General features: G+C 71.5%; 13 protein-coding genes. 5 read left to right on the top strand and 8 right to left on the bottom strand.

Features of this window, described 5'->3' with window-relative positions; genetic code table 11:
* Nucleotides 1-2: 2 nt before the first annotated feature.
* Nucleotides 3-1,154 (bottom strand): glycosyltransferase family 4 protein, encoded by a 1,152-nt coding sequence (locus EJC51_RS16085; RefSeq protein ID WP_126271719.1) that lies wholly within the window; start codon nucleotides 1,152-1,154, stop codon nucleotides 3-5.
* 199 nt (nucleotides 1,155-1,353) lie between these two features.
* Entirely contained in the window at nucleotides 1,354-2,331 is a 978-nt protein-coding gene (pgfA, locus tag EJC51_RS16080) for a cell envelope lipid trafficking protein PgfA (RefSeq protein WP_126271718.1), read from the bottom strand.
* Nucleotides 2,332-2,505: 174 nt separating this feature from the next.
* Here pgfA and EJC51_RS47730 point away from each other — a divergent pair, with 174 nt between their 5' ends.
* Nucleotides 2,506-2,658, top strand: coding sequence for a hypothetical protein (locus EJC51_RS47730; protein WP_165951142.1), 153 nt, complete (start codon nucleotides 2,506-2,508; stop codon nucleotides 2,656-2,658).
* A gap of 3 nt (nucleotides 2,659-2,661) precedes the next feature.
* Nucleotides 2,662-3,903, top strand: coding sequence for a PucR-like N-terminal domain-containing protein (locus tag EJC51_RS16075; protein WP_126271717.1), 1,242 nt, complete (start codon nucleotides 2,662-2,664; stop codon nucleotides 3,901-3,903).
* Here the strand turns inward: EJC51_RS16075 and EJC51_RS16070 are convergent.
* Together EJC51_RS16070 and EJC51_RS16065 are read right to left on the bottom strand one after the other, a co-directional pair.
* The gene (locus tag EJC51_RS16070) at nucleotides 3,900-5,189 is read right to left on the bottom strand and encodes a TerD family protein (RefSeq protein ID WP_244362653.1); all 1,290 of its coding nucleotides are present in this window, start codon (nucleotides 5,187-5,189) and stop codon (nucleotides 3,900-3,902) included. The two genes, EJC51_RS16075 and EJC51_RS16070, sit on opposite strands and share 4 nt — an antisense overlap.
* A 30-nt stretch (nucleotides 5,190-5,219) precedes the next feature.
* On the bottom strand, nucleotides 5,220-7,313 hold the full coding sequence (locus EJC51_RS16065; RefSeq protein ID WP_208870711.1) for a TerD family protein: 2,094 nt from the start codon (nucleotides 7,311-7,313) through the stop codon (nucleotides 5,220-5,222).
* 281 nt (nucleotides 7,314-7,594) lie between these two features.
* Here EJC51_RS16065 and EJC51_RS16060 point away from each other — a divergent pair, with 281 nt between their 5' ends.
* Both EJC51_RS16060 and EJC51_RS16055 read left to right on the top strand, forming a co-directional pair.
* Complete coding sequence (locus tag EJC51_RS16060) at nucleotides 7,595-8,368, top strand: IclR family transcriptional regulator (protein WP_059191569.1); 774 nt, start codon at nucleotides 7,595-7,597, stop codon at nucleotides 8,366-8,368.
* Complete coding sequence (locus tag EJC51_RS16055; protein ID WP_126271715.1) at nucleotides 8,365-9,222, top strand: SMP-30/gluconolactonase/LRE family protein; 858 nt, start codon at nucleotides 8,365-8,367, stop codon at nucleotides 9,220-9,222. The genes EJC51_RS16060 and EJC51_RS16055 overlap by 4 nt, the downstream gene beginning before the upstream one ends.
* A 57-nt stretch (nucleotides 9,223-9,279) precedes the next feature.
* Here EJC51_RS16055 and EJC51_RS16050 read toward each other — a convergent pair whose 3' ends face one another.
* Genes EJC51_RS16050 through EJC51_RS16040 form a run of 3 tightly spaced genes read right to left on the bottom strand, consistent with a single transcriptional unit; the run spans nucleotide 9,280 to nucleotide 12,501 of the window.
* On the bottom strand, nucleotides 9,280-10,692 hold the full coding sequence (locus EJC51_RS16050; protein ID WP_207924736.1) for an NAD(P)/FAD-dependent oxidoreductase: 1,413 nt from the start codon (nucleotides 10,690-10,692) through the stop codon (nucleotides 9,280-9,282).
* Complete coding sequence (locus EJC51_RS16045; protein WP_126276972.1) at nucleotides 10,685-11,869, bottom strand: MAB_1171c family putative transporter; 1,185 nt, start codon at nucleotides 11,867-11,869, stop codon at nucleotides 10,685-10,687. The genes EJC51_RS16050 and EJC51_RS16045 overlap by 8 nt, the downstream gene beginning before the upstream one ends.
* A gap of 35 nt (nucleotides 11,870-11,904) precedes the next feature.
* Nucleotides 11,905-12,501, bottom strand: coding sequence for a toxin-antitoxin system, toxin component family protein (locus tag EJC51_RS16040; RefSeq protein ID WP_207924735.1), 597 nt, complete (start codon nucleotides 12,499-12,501; stop codon nucleotides 11,905-11,907).
* A 236-nt stretch (nucleotides 12,502-12,737) separates the two neighbouring features.
* Here EJC51_RS16040 and arfA point away from each other — a divergent pair, with 236 nt between their 5' ends.
* A complete protein-coding gene (gene arfA / locus EJC51_RS16035; RefSeq protein ID WP_126271714.1) occupies nucleotides 12,738-14,249 on the top strand; it encodes an arabinosylfuranosidase ArfA in 1,512 nt (503 codons plus the stop codon).
* A gap of 11 nt (nucleotides 14,250-14,260) precedes the next feature.
* On the opposite strand, the gene EJC51_RS16030 is transcribed toward arfA, so the two are convergent.
* The gene (locus tag EJC51_RS16030; protein WP_126271713.1) at nucleotides 14,261-16,891 is read right to left on the bottom strand and encodes a beta-galactosidase; all 2,631 of its coding nucleotides are present in this window, start codon (nucleotides 16,889-16,891) and stop codon (nucleotides 14,261-14,263) included.
* Between the last annotated feature and the right edge of the window lie 60 nt (nucleotides 16,892-16,951).

The raw sequence follows: 16,951 nt of genomic DNA, 5'->3' as shown, positions 1-16,951 counted from the left end.
CATCACGGCCCCCAGCCCCTCACCGCCTCCGCGGCAACGGCCCGGAACTGTCTCACGGACCGCTCCCAGCGAAAACGAGCCGCATGCTCCCGAGCGGCCTTGCCCATCAACTCCCGCCGCTCACCGGACAACGCGAGCGTGCACCAGGCGGCGGCGAAGGACGACTCCCCTCGCGCCAGCACACCCGTCTCCCCGTCCACGACGGAATCCCGAAGGCCGGGCACGTCGAAGGCGATCGTCGGCGTCTCGCGCGTGGCGGCCTCGGTCACGACCAGCCCCCACCCCTCCACCGCCGACGGATGCATCAGCATCCACGCCTCGCACAGCAGCCGGTGCTTCTCGGCCTCCGAGACATGGCCCGTGAACTCCACACCAGGCCCGGCGAGTTGCTGGAGTCTCTCCCGTTCAGGGCCGTCCCCGACGATGACGAGCCGCCCGCCGGTCACGGGACGCACCCGCTCCCACAGCCGCAACAGCAGATCGATCCGCTTGTACTCGACCAGCCGGCCGACGGCGACGAACAACGGCTCGGGCGACCGGTCCGCCCGTGGCCCCGGCTCCTCGACTCCGTTGTGGACGACACGGATACGATCACGTTCCACGCCGATCCCGCGGAGCGCCTGCGCGGTCGACGCCGACACGGCCACCAGCAGACTCCGGTGCTGCGCACCGGTCAGCGCCCAGTGTTCGAGTCTTCGGCCGAGCCGCGCGGCCGGGGCCATCGGGCCGCCGAACCGCATCTTCCACAGGTCGGTGTGGACGTGGTTGACCAGGCACAGCGTGGGACCGCGGTGCCAGACGGGTGCGAAGTACGGCATCCCGTTGCAGACCTCGACCAGCAGATCGCAGTCGCCGACCTGACGGGAGAAGGCGGAGCGGGCGCGCAGAAAGTGACCGAGCTCGCCGCCCGCGGAGACGACCCGGTAGTCGCGGTACGACGCGGGACCGCCGCACAGCAGGGTGACCTGGTGACCGAGCCGGGTGAGGCCGTCGGCGAGCCGGTCGACCAGGAGCTCGGAGCCCCCGGCGGCCGGGTTGCCCAGGTCGCGATGGGCGAGGAAAACGATTCGGCGCGGAGGTGGGGGGAGCGCCGAGGGGTGCTGCGATGCCGCGGGGTGCGTGGCGCGCAGCGACGAAGGCACGTGCTGGGGCATGCGTGCTCCAACTCGTCTCAGGGTGCGGAACTCGAAGCGTGGGGAGGTGCTTTACGTTCCTGTGGGGGATTTGGGTGCTTCCTACGAGGAGGATGTGGGTGGACTGTGCTCGGGTGGGGGTGGACAGTTTTCGCCCACCCGTTCCTCATTGCTACTCACCGGGATGACAATTTCCGGGCTTATTAGAGCTGACGTCACGTCACATCGTGAGTGTGGGATCGGGCGTATCGGAATTACCGGGATGCCGCCTCCCCCGTACCAACAAAACGGAACCGGCCACCACCAGGACGAACCCGCCCACAGCCGCCCCGATCGGCACCGTCACGCCGATCGCCTTCAGCTGCCCGCTGTCCCGCTTCGCCAGCCGTACGGCCTCCTTCTGCGTCGCCGTGGTGAACGCGATCTTCTCGCTGTCCAGCAGCACCACCGCGTCCTTCTTCGAACCCGGCGCCCGCAGCGTGCGCTTGGGGCCGACCTGCGCGTAGATCACCCGGCCGGTGCGCTGGTCGACGACCAGCTCGATGCCGTGGTTGGAGTACCACTCCTCGGCCAGCACCTGCGGCTGGTTCCTCAGGCCGACGAGGGTGCCCGGCACCAGCCGGGTGCCGACCTTCGCCGGGGCGACCGTGCCGGTGAACCGGTAACCCGTGTACCCCTGGATCTTCTTGGTGTCCCGGTAGGTCAACACGACGGTCGAACCCAGCGAGTTGTCCCACCACTGGTACGAGCGTTTCCGCACGTCGAAGGGGAACTTCAGATAGGCCTCGCCCTCGATGTACGGCTTCTCGCCGCAGCAGTGCACCGGCTTGGTCGTCTTGCGGTTCATCACCCAGCGGTGCGGGATGAACTCCAGCGCGTCGTGCGGATCGGCGGCCGGCAGCGACTTGTCGGTGTCGACCGTGGTCGTCACGTCCCAGACCGCGTCGCCGCTGCGCTCGCTGTCCTCGACGTTGCCGCGCACCCGCTGGGTGACGGTGATCTCCTGGCCGGGCACGGTCTCGACCTTGTCGGTGTCGAAGACGCTGCCGGTGCCCTTGTAGACGGCGGTCTGGTCGATGTCGATCGGGTTCACGGCGGCCCGCGGGGTCACGTACCACGCCAGCAGGGGCGCCAGGACCAGCAGGAACGTGCCAAGTCCCAGCAGAATCAGTGAGAGTGGTGAGGCTGTACGGCGCATCCGGGCACTCCAGGGGCGTGAGGGTACGGAGTTCGGGCCGCTCTATGGGCCGGGAACCGTAGGGCTCTCTTGACGAGGTGTCAATGTCTTGCTGAGACTGGGCTCCACAGGCAGGGTGGGACGCCGGGGTGGGGACAACCGCCGGAAGAGAGCCACTGAGAGGCTGACCCTGCGATGTCCAGACTGCTCGCCGCCGCACTGACCGTCGTGGCCGCCGCCGTGCTCGCCGTGGGTGCCGCGCTCGGCATCGTCGCCCTGCTCGACGCCACGCCCGACCAGCCCAACACCCCCTTGATCACGTACGAGCAAGCGGGCCAGGGGAGTTGAGACGTGACGGCCCGCCCGGCAACCGTCAACTCCCGCTCGGCCTGGCTCGACGTGCCTCGCCTCCAGGTGCGCCGGTTCGCGGCGATCGCCATGGCCGAGGCGCCCGAACTCGCCGACGAGATCCTGCGCGAGATCCGCCGCGAGTACCCCCATCTGCCCGTCGTCCTCGACGAGTCCGGCGAGCCGATGGCCCTCGTCGGCATCCGCCGCGCCATCGAGGTGTTCGTCCAGCACCTGGAGACCGCCGAGGGCCGCCCGACCGTGCCGCCCGGCGTCTTCCAGGAGTTCGGCCGCGGCGAGGGCCTCGGCGGCCGCAGCCTGGACTCCCTCCAGGCGATCTACCGCATGGGCGTACGGCTCGCCTGGCGCCGCTTCGCCGAGATCGGCCAGCGCGTCGAGATCCCGCCCCCCGCGATGTACGAACTCGTCGACGCCGGCTACGAGTATCTCGACGGCCTCGTCGACCAGTCGGTCCGCGGCTACGCCGAAGCGGCGGCGAGACAGGCCGGCGAACGCTTACGCCTCCAACGCGGGCTGATGGAACTGCTGTTGGCCGCACGCCAGCGCGGCGGCAACCCCGACGACCTGCTCACCGAACGCGCCGCCCGGATCGGCTGGAACCTTCCCGAGAAGGTCGCCGTCGGCGTACTGCTGCGCCCGGCCCGCGAGGCCATGGCCCCCGCGGTCGGCCAGGGCGTCCTCCTCGACATGGACTACGAACAGCCCCGCATGGTCGTCCCCGAACCCGACTGCGCGGGCCGCCCCGAACTCCTGCACCGCGCCCTGACCGGCTGGGCCGGCGCCATCGGCCCGCCCGTCCCGCTCGCCGACGCGGCGAAGTCGCTGCGCTGGGCGGAGGCGGCGGTGAGCCTCATGGAACGCGGGCTGCTGCCGGCCGGTGAGGTCCTGTACTGCACCGAGCACACGGAAGCGCTGGTCCTCCTGCAACCGGAGGAACTCATCGACGACCTGGCCCTGCGCTGCCTGGCCCCCCTCGCCCACTGCGGCCCCACCCACGGCCGCCGCCTCGCCGAAACCCTCCTGGCCTGGCTGGAGACGCGCGGCGGCGCCCCGGAGGTCGCCGCCCGGCTCGGCGTCCACCCCCAGACGGTCCGCTACCGCCTGCGCCAGATCCGCGAACTCTGGGGCGCCGAGATCGACGACCCGGACCGCCGCTTCGAACTGGAACTGGTGCTGCGGGCGCAGAGGTTGCGAGGGGCGCTGGGGGTGGTCCAGGGCTCTTAGTCGCGGCCCTTGAACTCCACCGGCCCCGCGTTCATCTCGATCGTGCCGTCCGGGTGCAGTACCGGGCGGCGCTCGGTCATGCGGCCGCTGTACGCCTCGATGTGGTGGATCGCCGCGCCGTCCGCCGAGGTGAAGTCGACGAGGGCGATGGCCACCCAGTAGCGCGTCTTGGTGTTCTCGAAGAGCGGGACCGTGACGTTCGAACCACGCCCGTCGTCCACGACCACCTGCGCGCCGAAGCTCTTGAAGGAGCCGAAGCCGTTGCTGAGGGCGGAGTACGCGCACAGCAGGACGTATCCCTGCTGGTCCGGCCGGACGATACGGACGGTCTCGCGGCCGGGAGTCTTGGAGTCGCCGTCGAGCTGGATGTACGGGGCCTGCTTCAGCGAGCCGAGGTTCTTGTAGTAGACGACGTCGGCCTTCGGGCCCTTGTCGCCCTTCTCGGGCTTCTCCGGCATCTTCTTCGCGAGCCCGGTCTTGACGATCGTGCCGGGCGCCTCGGCACCGCCCCGCCGCGCCTTCGACGCGGGCACGAACAGGGCGTACAGATCGAGGTCGGCGCCCCGGCGGCGCCGCTGGTCGCTGCCGCCGTCCCACTCCAGCGTCACGGTGACGACCAGCTCGCGGTCCTGCTTGTCCAGGCTGATCGCGACCTGGCCGCCCTTGTCGAGGCTGACCTTGCCGAGCGGGGGTTTGACGAGACTGGTGGGAGCGGCAGCAGGAGCAGGAGCCGGTACCTGAGCCGGCGGTGTTGTCGCCGGGGCCTCGGGCTCCGACACATCGATCCCGAAGTCCGTCGCCAGCCCCGCCAGCCCCTCCGCGTACCCCTGCCCGATGGCCCGCAGCTTCCAGCCGTCGCCCCGCCGGTACAGCTCCACCAGCAGGACGGCCCGCTCCCCGTCGACCAGCGGCGGCTGCCGGAAGACGACGGGATCGGCACCGTCCTGGACACCGCGCACCTCGACGTCGGCGACCGTGCGGAACGTACGCGACAGGTCGTCCGGATCGCAGCTCGCGATCAGCACCACCCGGTCCACGTCGGCGGGCAGCGCGCCGGGATCGACGGCGATCCGCTCGGGCGCGCCGGCGTCCGCGGCGAGGTGGCGGACGGCACCGGACTCGGCGGTGGGCTGGTTGTAGAAGACGAGGTCGGCGTCGGACCTGACCTTGCCGTCCGCGCCGACCAGCAGGGCGCTGAGATCGACCGGATCGCCCGCGGAGCGCAGTTCGGCGGTCAGCGGCGCCGCTTTGACCGTGGTGTTCCCGCCCTTGAGAAGTTCCGGCACAGCTATTACCCCCACCCCATCGATGTGACGTCACCTTGTCACATCGGCGGTGGCGGGCAAGGGGGTGCGTCGGCGGACAGGCTCGTCGAGATGGACCACGACGGTCTTGTAGAAGCGGTGCACGGCGTCGTCCACACTGCGGATGAAGCCGGACTCGGCGTTGCCGCGGGTGCTGCCCATGCTCTTCAGGAGGGACAGCCGGAAGCCGGTGATCTGCGTGCCGTTCTTGGGCAGCAGGTCGGCCGGTTCCGGGCGGAGCCGTTCCAGGGTGCCGCGCGGCCCCAGGGTGTCACCCTCGACCAGCGTCTCCACGTGCAGGTCGGCCGGTGCCTCGGCGAGGCGGCGGACCAGCCGCTTGGCCCAGGTCAGGGGGTACCCCTGCTCGGGTGCGGGGATCTCGATGGACGTGCGCAGCCTGCCGGTGCGCAGATCGGCGCCGACGGTGAGCAGGCCGGGCGCCTCCTCGACGCGGAGCTGGGCCTGCAACCGGCCTTCCAGGCACAGCTGGTCGGCCAGTTGGGCCCGGCGGGTGCCGTGGTCGGTGCCGCGCCTGACGCGCTGGGCGGGCAGCACTTTCTGGCCGAGTTCGCCACCGAGTCTGAGGCACACCTGGCGGATGAGCCGCTCCCAGTTCTCGACGACTTCGAGGGCCCGTGGGTCGCCCTGGCAGAGGGTCTCGTCGTTGATGCCGTTGCGTACCGGTACCCAGGCGGAGCCCATGTTCTGGAAGCCGTGGCAGCCGGAGTTCTCGTGCTGGAGATAGTGGAGCAGTTCCTGGAGCAGCCAGGTGCGCGCCGCGTTGCCGACCCCTTCGTGCCGGATCAGCAGCTGTGCCTGGTGGGCCACTTCGGCCCAGGACAGGTGCCAGAGCGCCACCTGGTGCTTGCGCCGCCGGTCGATCCTGACGTCGACCAGGGGGCTGCCCTCCAGCGCGACGTCGTTCGACAACGTGATCACGGCTTCGTAGCCGCGCCGGGCGGCGATGTCCATGTAGGCCTGCACCTGGTCGGCCTTGAGGGCGTTGCCGTTCGTCTTGGTCTCGACGAGCGCCGTCCACAGCTTGCCGGCCCGCTCGATACGGATCACTCCGTCGGGCCGCCGGGGTGTGTCACCGTGCGGCAGGGTGACCTCGGTGAAGGTCTCCATACGGCCGGAGGGCGCGCCGAACGCGGCGGTGAGCCGCCGGCCGAACCGTGGCACCTGGGTCATCACCGACAACAGCACCGAGGTGGCGCGCATCTCCCGGTCCCGGTCGCTCTTCAGCGTGGAGAGCGGGAAGAGCCGGGCGGGACGCCAGGAGTCGTTCTCCCCCAGGGACTTCTGCGGTGCGCTGGGCGGGGTCGCCCGCTTCTTGGCGGTGCGGGGCCGGGCGGCCGGTTTGCGGGGCCCGGCTTCGTCGGTGGTTCGGCGGGGAGCCGGTACGGCGTTCAGGGTCTCGGCCGGATCCGGCTCGGAGACCGCGTCCGAGGGCAGGCCGACCGGCTCACCGGTCCCGGTCGGTTCCGGCGTCGCCGCGGGCGCCGTACCCTCCGCGTCGTCGTCGCCGGTGGTGGCCTCCGCGTCGTCGCCGGTACCGGTGGCCTCCTCCTCGTCGTCGATGTCGACCCCGAAGTCCGTCGCGAGGCCTGCCAGCCCGGAGTCGTACCCCTGCCCGACGGCTCGGAACTTCCATTCCCCCGCGCGGCGGTACAGCTCGCCGAAGATGATCGCGCTCACCTTGCCGGGGTCGCCGATCGCGAAACGGAGGAGGTGCTCGCCCACCGCGTCGGACAGGGTCACCCGGAGGTCGTCGAGTTCCCCGAAGTGCGCGCCGCCGTAGCGGCTCGCGGCCACGACGACGCGGTCGACCTCGGGCGGCACCACGGTCAGGTCGAAGCTGATCCGGTCCTCGTTGCCGTCCTCGGTGGGCGTCTTGTCCAGCAGGTGCACGCTTCCGTCGGCGGCCACCGGGTTGTTGTAGAAGTAGAAGTCCGCGTCGCTGCGGACCTTGCCGTCCGGGCCCAGGAGTAAGACGGACACATCCGCGTCGCCGTCCCCCGCCGGGCTGCTCCAGCCCAGGCTGACGATCACCGAGCCGGTGTTGTCACTCAGCGCCGACAGGGCAGCATTGGACCCCTTGGTCATTTCGCGCACGAGATTCCCCCCAGGAACCGCATCCCCCAAGACTCGCCACGCAATGTGACGCGTCACACACGGACACAGTAGTCCCGGCAGCTCGCACGCGTGCCGTTCCCGCCGAAACGGGACGGGTGTGGAACGCCTGATCTGCAGAACCATTGCCGGGGCAAACCCGCGTTGAGTAGCCTGTGTTCGCTATTCCGATCGCCTGTTGAAATTTCGAACACCGTGAACGATGCTCGACAGGCGCCGAACTCCACTGACACCTCACAGGGAGGGGGCCGAACGTGGGACGTCTCGTACCTGCCGTGACCCGGGCTCTCGACATCCTCGAGCTCTTCCTCGACGGCGACGGCACGCTCTCCGCCCCGGACATAGTGCGCAAGCTCCAGCTGCCGCGCACCACCGTGCACGAGCTGGTCACCACGCTCGCCGCACGGTCGTACATCGTCCCGGTGCCGGGTCAGCCGGGACGCTACCGGCTCGGCGTGCGCCCGTACCAGCTCGGCAGCCGCTACGCCGAGCAGCTCGACCTCGCCGCCGAGGGCCAGCAGGTCGCCCGCTCGGTCGCCGAGACCTGCGACGAGACCGTCCACGTGGCCATCCTCGAGGGCACCGACGTCATCTACATCGCGAAGGTTGACTCCACGCACGCGGTGCGCATGGTGTCCGCCGCGGGACGCCGGCTGCCCGCCCACTGCACCTCCGTCGGCAAGATGCTGCTGGCCTCGCTGCCCGAGCCGGAGCTGAGCTCCCGCATCCCGGACAACGCGGACCTGGCCGCGATGACTCCGAACAGCATCACCGACCCGGCCGCTCTGCGCGAGGCCCTCGCCGAGATCCGTGAGCGGGGTCTCGCCGTGGAGCGCCGCGAGTCCAACCCGGACGTCTCCTGCGTGGCCGCCCCGGTCCGCGACCGCACCGGCCGGGTCGTGGCCGCGCTGTCGATCTCGGTGCCGATGATCCGCTGGAGCGAGGACCGCCGCGAGGAGCTGGAGCAGCTCGCCGCCAAGGGTGCCGTCGAGCTGTCCGAGCGCCTCGGCCACCGGAGCGTGGGATGACCTCGAAGACGTACGACTACGAGGTCGCCGTCCGCGCCGAGGCCACCCTCGGCGAGGGGCCGACCTGGGACGCGGCGACCGGCCGGCTGCTCTGGCTGGACATCCTGGGCGCCCGCCTGCACACCTACGACCCGGCGACCGGGCACCGCACGGTCCGCGTCACCGACCAGCACGTGGGCGCCGCGAAGCCGCGTGCGAACGGCGGCCTGGTCCTCAACCTGCGCGACGGCGTCGCCCTCCTCGACCCCGACGACACGTTCCGCTGGCTCCACCACGAGCCGGTGCCGGGCCGCCGCGCCAACGACGCGGCGATCGCCCCCGACGGCTCCCTGTGGGCCGGCACCATGCGCTACGACGAGGCCCCCGGCGGCGGCACCCTGTCCCGCTACACGGCCGACGGCACGGCCGAGACGGTCCTCGACGACGTGGCGGTCAGCAACGGCACCGGCTGGAGCCCGGACGGCCGCCTGATGTACTACATCGACTCCCCGACCCGCCGCGTCGACGTCTTCGACCACGAGGCGGGGAGGGTGTCGAACCGCCGCCCCTTCGCCGAGATCGAGGACGGCGCGGGCTTCCCGGACGGCCTCACGGTCGACGCGGACGGCTGCGTGTGGGTGGCCCTGTGGGACGGGGGAGCGGTACGCCGCTACACGCCGTCCGGCGAACTGGACCGTGTGATCACCTTGCCGACCCCGCGGGTGACGGCGTGCGCGTTCGGGGGGAGCGACTTGACGGACCTGTACATCACGACGGCGAGGGTGGGACTGGAGACCCCGCATCCGGTGGCGGGCTCGCTGTTGGTGGTTCCGGGCGCAGGGAAGGGATTGCAGCAACTCCCCTTCGCCGGGTGAGCTGATGCCGCTTCTTTCAGGGGCGCGGGGAGCCCCCACCGCCCCGCACCCGACGAACTACTGAATCCCCGCCGCCTTCAACTCCTCCGCAGTCAAAGGCGGTTCAGCAAGCGTCGCCTTCAACGGCCCCACCAACGCCGCCAACAAAACAGACGGCGCCAACAACACCTCCGCCCGCCGCTCCAACGACGTGACGTCAGTGACCCGGCGGGCGATCCGCCCGTTCCCCGTGGCCGTGTACATCAGCCGATCCACGTACGCGGCCACGAGCCGGTCCCGCCCCGTGGGCCCCTCCTCCGTCGCGCCGGGATAGAACACGTCCTGCCCGGTCGCGAGGTCCCACGCCGCCCCCACCGGGCGGGCCACCGCCTTCTGCACCCGACGGGACACCCCCGGCGCCCCCCATCCGTGCCGCCGTACGACATCCCGAAGGATCACGGCACTCTGCGCCCCCACGGCCAGCCCGTGCCCGTACACCGGGTTGTACGCGGCCAACGCGTCGCCCAGGACGGTGAAGTGGTCGGGCCACGCGGGCATCCGCTCGTAGAAGTACCGCCGGTTGACCGTCGTCCGCGTGAACGCCACGTCGGACAACGGCTCGGCGCGGTCCAGGAGTTGGCCGATGAGCGGGTGCCGTAGCTCCTCGCGGGCGAAGCGTGCGAAGTCGTCGCCGGAGGCGTTCGCGGAGGTCGGTTCGCCGCCGCGGGTGCCGTTGAGGGTGACGATCCAGCGGCCGTTCTCGATGGGCAGCAGGAAGCCCGCGCGGCCGGGACCGTCGCCGCGGGCGTCGGACTGGACGTTGACGACCGGGAAGCCGTCGCGGGCCTGCTCGGGGGCGAGATACAGCCGGCTCGCGTAGGCCAAGCCGGAGTCGACCTCGCGCTGCTCCGGCGCGGGCAGGCCGAGCTCCGTGAGCCAGCGGGGCGCGCCCGAGCCCCGCCCGCTCGCGTCCACGACCAGCCCCGCGTCGAGGGTCCGCTCCCGTCCGTCGCGCCCGCGCACCCGCACCCCGGTGACCGCCTCGGAGCTGCCGACCAGCTCCAGCACCTCGGTGCCGTCGAGGAGTTCGACGCGTTCGTCGGCGAGGACCCGGGCCCGGACCGTCGCGTCGAACAGGTCGCGTCCGGCGAGGAGGACGTGGTGGGACTCCGGCCAGCGGCGGAACCAGCCGTGCGCCGACAGCACGACCATGTCCGTGGTGACCGGCGCCCGGCGGGCCCCGGCGGCGCGGAGTTCCGCGGTGACGCCGGGCAGGAGTTCCTCCAGCGCGCGCACACCGCCCGACCACAGCATGTGGGCGTGCCGGGCCTGCGGCAGCCCCTTGCGGGGCGCGGGCGCCACGGGCAGTTCGTCGCGCTCCACGACGACGACCCGCTCGGCGAGCCCGGCCAGGGCGGCGGCCACGAGCATGCCGGTGTGGGATCCCCCCAGGACTACGGCGGTTCTGACGGGGGACGGAGCTTCAGTCATGCGTGGACATGCTCTCTGCCGGGACGGCCGCGCGGGCGCGTACCGCCTTGATCTCCTCGGGCTTGCGCAGGGCCTGGGACACGGCCTGGATCTCCTGCAGCAGGTAGGTGGTGTCGGGGGCGCTGGTGCCGCCGCCGTCGGGGGAGCGGCGCTCGGCCTCCACCGCGTCCAGGATCGTCACGGCCGAGGCGAGGGCCTGCGCGCGGCCGGGCGGGAAGCCGAGGGCGAGGGCGGCGTCGTAGGACCGGGTCCGCAGGTCCTCGTCGAGGCGGCGGGCGAGTTGGAGGAGGGTGTCGCGGATGAAGGTCTCGCGGCGGATGAGCCGCATCTCGGGCGTCGCCCGCAGGCCGAGCGGCTCGCGGCCGCCCGCGACGGTCCGCATGAGGCGGGCCAGCGGCGCGAGGCCGCGGTGGCGGTGGCGGACCAGCCAGCGCTCCTGGAGGTACTGGCCGGCGTGCGGCACGATGAAGCCGACCGCGACGAACGTGGCGGCGATGCAGGCGGCCGAGGGCGCCACGTTGGTGTTCAGCCAGTCCAGGTCGTGCCCGGTCCAACGGGCCGCCACCGCCGTGAGCTTGGCGGCGCTGAACAGCAGGTTCGTCGCGAAGCCGATCCCGAGGAAGCGCAGTCCCCAGCGCAGCCAGGCGTCGAGGCCGTCGGTGCGGATCCAGTTCCACACCAGCCGGGACGTGACCAGGCTGGCCACGGTGTGCGCGGTCAGGTAGAGGAGGATCAGCTCCCGCATGAAGGGCGTCGAGGCGTAGTACGTGTCCAGGTCCCGGATCTGTTCCACGGGCACGTCGGCGAGCGCGAACAGGATCCACAGCGCGGCGACGACGGCCGCGTAGACGGCGACCACCCAGCGGGTCGCGCGGCGGGTCTGGGCGTGGCGTTCGGTACGGCCGTTGCGCCAGTGCACGACCAGCAGCAGCCAGGACGCGCACAGCGCGGTCAGCAGCGAGTACACCCAGGGCGCGGCGATGTTGGGGACCCCGGTGACGCGGTTGGTCCAGGCGATGGTGGAGGGGGCCGCGAAGACGAACACCGCGCAGGCGAACAGCAGCAGGCCGCCGACGGCCCGCAGCAGCGGGTCCCGCCACAGCTTGAGGATGCTGGGCAGCTTGATCGCCAGGGCGGCGGTCAGCACGGCGGTGGGGAGCCAGAAGGAGACGTACATCCCGCTGAGGAGGTTTCCGGCGGCGAGGGTGCTGCTCACCGGTCCGTGCCCCGGCGTCCGCGATAGCCCATGGACCGCTCCAGCGGCGCGAGGTGCCGCCGGCCGCCGTGGCCCGACAGATAGGGCCGGAAGACGGCGGCGAGACGGTGTCCGAAGTCGTCCGCCTCGGCCTCGTCCGTCTGCCGGGAGCCGTCGCGGGCGGCGACGGTCAGGGCGTCCTTCCAGTCGGGCTCGCCCGCCAGCGCGCGGGCCGCGGCCGGGCCGACGCCGTGCCGGTGGCCGGCGTGCAGATGCCACAGTTCATGCCCGAGGATGACCAGTTGCTGCACCGCCTCGGCCCGCTCCTCGACGATGACCAGGTCGAAGTCCTGGAACTCCACCCACAGGCCGGTCACCTCGATCTCGTCGGGAAACCGCTCGAACCGCAGCTCCACGGGCCGCCCGCCGCGGCGGACGCTCATCGCCTCGCACAGCGCCCGGCACACCTCGCGCACCCCGGCCGGGGGCCGCGGTCTGGCCCGCACGGCGGCGCCGAGCTCGCCCGCCAGATCACGCATCGCGGAACCGCTTCTCGCCCGCCGCAGCGCCGCGGCGATCCGCCCCGCTCGGGTGCGCGCGCCCGCGATGTCCATCGATCCCCCTTCTCACCACCGCACGGCAGTTCGTCCGAGAGTACGCGGCGGGGAGTGTTCACGTCATGGGTTCCGATGACGGTTCAAGTAAGTGGGAACGATCGCCCGGGTGCTGGAAATCCCGTGCGGACCATTGACTGGCAAGTGCTTCCTCTCTACGGTCCCGTTCGAGGTTACGGGCACTCTTCGAAATGCCGAACGTACTGAACATGCCGAACAAGCCCTGAAAGGCGAACATGCACACCGCTCGCTTCACCCTCGACCCCGCCTTCAAGATCGGCCACGTCAACCCCCGCGTCTTCGGCTCCTTCGTCGAACACCTCGGCCGCTGCGTCTACACCGGCATCTTCGAACCCGACCACCCCACCGCCGACGAGGACGGCATCCGCCAGGACGTCCTCGCACTCGTCCGCGAACTCGGCGTCACCGCCATCCGCTATCCCGGCGGCAACTTCGTGTCGGGCTACAAGTGGGAGGACTCCGTCGGCCCGGTGGAGGACCGCCCCCGCCGCCTCGACCTCGCCTGGCGCTCCACGGAGACGAACCGCTTCGGCCTGTCGGAGTACATCGGCTTCCTCCGCAAGGTCGGCCCCCAGGCCGAGCCCATGATGGCCCTCAACCTCGGCACCAGGGGCGTCGCCGAGGCCCTCGAACTCCAGGAGTACGCCAACCACCCGTCCGGCACCGCCCTCGCGGACCTCCGTGCCGCGCACGGCGACAAGGACCCCTTCGGCATCGGCCTCTGGTGTCTCGGCAACGAGATGGACGGTCCCTGGCAGACCGGTCACAAGACGGCGACGGAGTACGGCCGCCTCGCCGCCGAGACGGCCCGCGCGATGCGCCAGATCGACCCGAACGTCGAACTCGTCGCCTGCGGCTCCTCCAGCCAGTCCATGCCGACGTTCGCCGAGTGGGAGGCGACCGTCCTCGCCGAGACGTACGAACTCGTCGACTACATCTCGCTGCACGCCTACTACCAGCCCGAGAACGGCGACATCGACTCCTTCCTGGCCTCCGCCGTCGACATGGAGTCCTTCATCGAGAACGTGGTGGCGACCGCCGACCACATCGGCGCGAAGCTCAAGTCCAAGAAGAAGATCAACCTCTCCTTCGACGAGTGGAACGTCTGGTACGTCTCGGACTGGCACGAGATCGAGAACTCCGACGCCCGGGACTGGGCGGAGGCCCCCCGCCTGCTGGAGGACAACTACAGCGTCACCGACGCCGTCGTCTTCGGCTCCCTCCTCATCGCCCTGCTCCGGCACGCCGACCGCGTCACCGTCGCCTGCCTCGCGCAGCTCGTCAACGTGATCGCGCCGATCATGACCGAGCCGGGCGGCCCGGCCTGGCGGCAGACGACGTTCTTCCCGTTCGCGCAGGCCTCCCGGTACGGCCGCGGCGAGGTCCTCGACGTACGGGTCGACTCCCCGACGTACACCACCGAGAAGTACGGCGAGACCGACCTGCTGCACGCCACCGCCGTGCGCGCGGAGGACGGCTCGGTCACCGTCTTCGCCGTGAACCGCAGCCGGACGGAGGCGCTGCCCCTCGAAGTCGCCCTGGGCGCCCTGAACCTGACGTCCGTCGTCGAGCACAGCGCCCTCGCCGACGCCGACCCGGACGCCCGCAACACCCTCGCCGAGCCCGAGCGGGTCGCCCCGCACGCGGTCGAGGGCACCGTCCTCACGGACGGCACTCTGACCGCCGTCCTCGAACCGCTGTCGTGGAACGTGATCCGGTTGGCCTGACAGGCCATTGCTCAGACGTTCTCCACCGGCACCCCGCCCGCCGACGCGCCCAGCAGGGTCAGCCGTACGTCCTTGGGGCCCGCCTCCGTCGTGCCGTCCGAAAGGACCGCCAGGGCGAGGGAGTTGGTGCCCCGGGTGCGCAGGATGCCGTTCGGCAGGACGAAGGGGTGCCGGGGGCCGGCGTCGTTGACGTACTGGCCCATGTTCCAGCCGTTGAGGAAGACCTGCACCCGGTAGGCACGCTTCGGATCGTCGTCGAGGGTGAGTCCGACCGAGGCGTCGACGCCGGTGGGGACGGAGAGCCGGAAGCCGGTCCGGTACCAGGTCACGCCCTGGCGGCGGTCGGCGCGCGGCAGCTTCACGGTCTCCCACGCCCGGTCGTCGAAGGCGGGCAGGTGCCAGCCCTCCCGCTCGCCGTACAGCCCGCCGTTGTTGAGCGGCCCGCGCACAGGGTCGGCCGCGCCGGACCCCTGGAGTCGCCAACTCACCTTCGCTGACGCGCCCTTGAAGTGCGCCGACGTCAGGCCGCGGGCCGCCTTGTGGGTGTCGAGGGACGTGTCGTCCACGTCGTGCGCCATCCGCCGGACGAGCACGGACAGCACATGCTCCGCGCGCTTTCGCAGCTTCTCCGGTACGTCGAAGGTGGCCGTGGCGGTCCAGGTGCCCTTGCGGGCGGACCCGGCGTCCGGTACCGGCATCCGGTGCGTGCCGAGCGGTTTCCCGTCCAGCCAGGCCATCAACAGCCCCTGGGTGCCGGTGCTGTAGGCGAGGGAGACGGATGCGAGGCCCTCGGCGTCGGTGACGTGTCCCCGGTACCAGACGTCGCCGTAGTGGAAGCCGTAGTCGTCGGCGAAGAGGACGGGCTGTCCGTCGGGGACGGGGGTGGTGCTGAAGGAGGTCTTCTTGTCGGCCTTCACCCACGCCGAGTCGTCGAAGTCCGGTGCGGACTCCGGGTTCTCGTCCTGTCGCCGCCAGCCGCCGAGGGCCGGGAGCGGCACCGGGCCCTGGCCGGGCAGGGGCTTCAGGGCGAGCAGACTGAACGTGGCGCTGATCCGGGAGGGCACCGGCCGCTCGTTCCAGGTGACCTGCTCGATGCCGCGCGGGCCCCACACCTCCAGGCCGGTCAACTTGGTGGTGTCGCCGGTGAGATGGACCGTGTCGTCCTTCAGCCGGACGTCCCGCACCAGCGAGGGGCCGTACACCAGCCCCGACCCGGACGGCGTCTCGTACGGCCACAGCCGCAGCGCGGTCGTGTCGTCGGCGAACAGCAGCAGCAACGGCCGGTCGGAACCGCCGTTCTCCACCTTCACGCGGGCCAGCTCGCCGACGCCGAGCGGGCAGGTCACCCGCAGCAGGCCACGGTCGTAGATCCACGCCGGTTCCGCGTCGAGCCGGGTCGCCGTCGGCTCCTCCGGGCACTCCACGACGACCTGTGCCATGTCGCCGTACCGCCCCGAGAACACGGCGATGTCCTGCCGCCCGGCGGAGACGAACAGCATGAGCTGGGCGGTGGCGTACTTCAACGTCCGCCCGCCCAGCTTGAGTTGCGTGCTGAGCACCTTGGTGTCACCCGGCCGGACGTTGACCGGCACCTCGATCCCGGCGCGCGGCAGCGGGGTGGACACCGCCTTGGCGGAGTCGTTGCGCACGACGTAGGTCTGGGAGTCGGTGTCCCGGTTGACCAGGTGCTCCACCTCGAGTCGGCCGCCGGGAGAGGCGACGTTCCTCCTGCGGTCCAGCTTGGCGAAGTCCGGCACGGTCCGCAGCAGCTGGCCGAGCTGGTGGACCGGCGCGAGCGGGACGGCGCCCAGCCGCCCCGCGCCGAGTGCCGCGTCCCTGTCGTACGACGTCGTGGCGACCTGCGGCGCGGGCAGCCAGCCCCAGGACGTCCCGCCGTAGGCCATCGCCGGACGGTGGAGCCGGGTGAGGGGGGTCTGCGGCACGGACAGGGGTACGTCGATGCCGTCGGCCCGCACCTTCTTGCGGAGGTGGGTGACGTAGGCGGTGTCCGGCGCCTGCTCCAGCTCGTACAGCAGGACCGTGCCCCTGCCCTTGGTGTAGAGGTGCCGGGCGGCGATGGCGTTCACCCGCGTCAGCCACTCGTCGGCGTGCGCCAGATAGGCGGGGTCGGTGGTCCGGGCGTGTCCCCCGGTCGCCGTCAGCCAGCCGGGGAGGCCGCCCGCGTCGATGTCGGCGCCGAGGTGGGGGCCGGGGCGCAGCACGACGTACAGCCCGGTGGCGGCGGCCGTGCGCAGGAAGCGGTCGAGGTCGCGGACGCCCGTGAAGTCGTACGTGCCCGGGGCGGGGGAGTGGTAGTTCCAGGCGACGGAGAGGCTGACGGCGTTGTAGCCGTGCGCCCGCATCTTCTCCAGCACGTCCCGCCACAGCGACGGGCTCGGCAGCCGGAACAGATGCATCTCGCCCGGCCACAGCGCCAGCCGCCGGCCGTCGACGAGCAGGGAGTAGCGGTCGTGGCCGACCGTGTGGACGGCGCCGTCCGCGACGGGCGGGGCCGGCGGCGGCCCCGTGGGCACGACGCGGGGCCCCGTCCGCGACGGCAGCACACCGCCGCTGCCGGTCAGCGCGAAGCCGAGCGCGGCCGTACCGGCGAGGGTGCTGAAAGTTCGTCTGCTGAGCTCCACGCGAGCGTCGCCTCCTGTTGTGCCTGCGTTTCCCGGGACGCGAGTGAGGGACCATTCTCC

The sequence above is a fragment of the Streptomyces aquilus genome (assembly GCF_003955715.1).
Classification (GTDB): Bacteria; Actinomycetota; Actinomycetes; order Streptomycetales; family Streptomycetaceae; genus Streptomyces; species Streptomyces aquilus.
The sequence above is the reverse complement of the archived record's forward strand: the minus strand, read 5'-3'. Positions and strand labels throughout refer to the sequence as shown.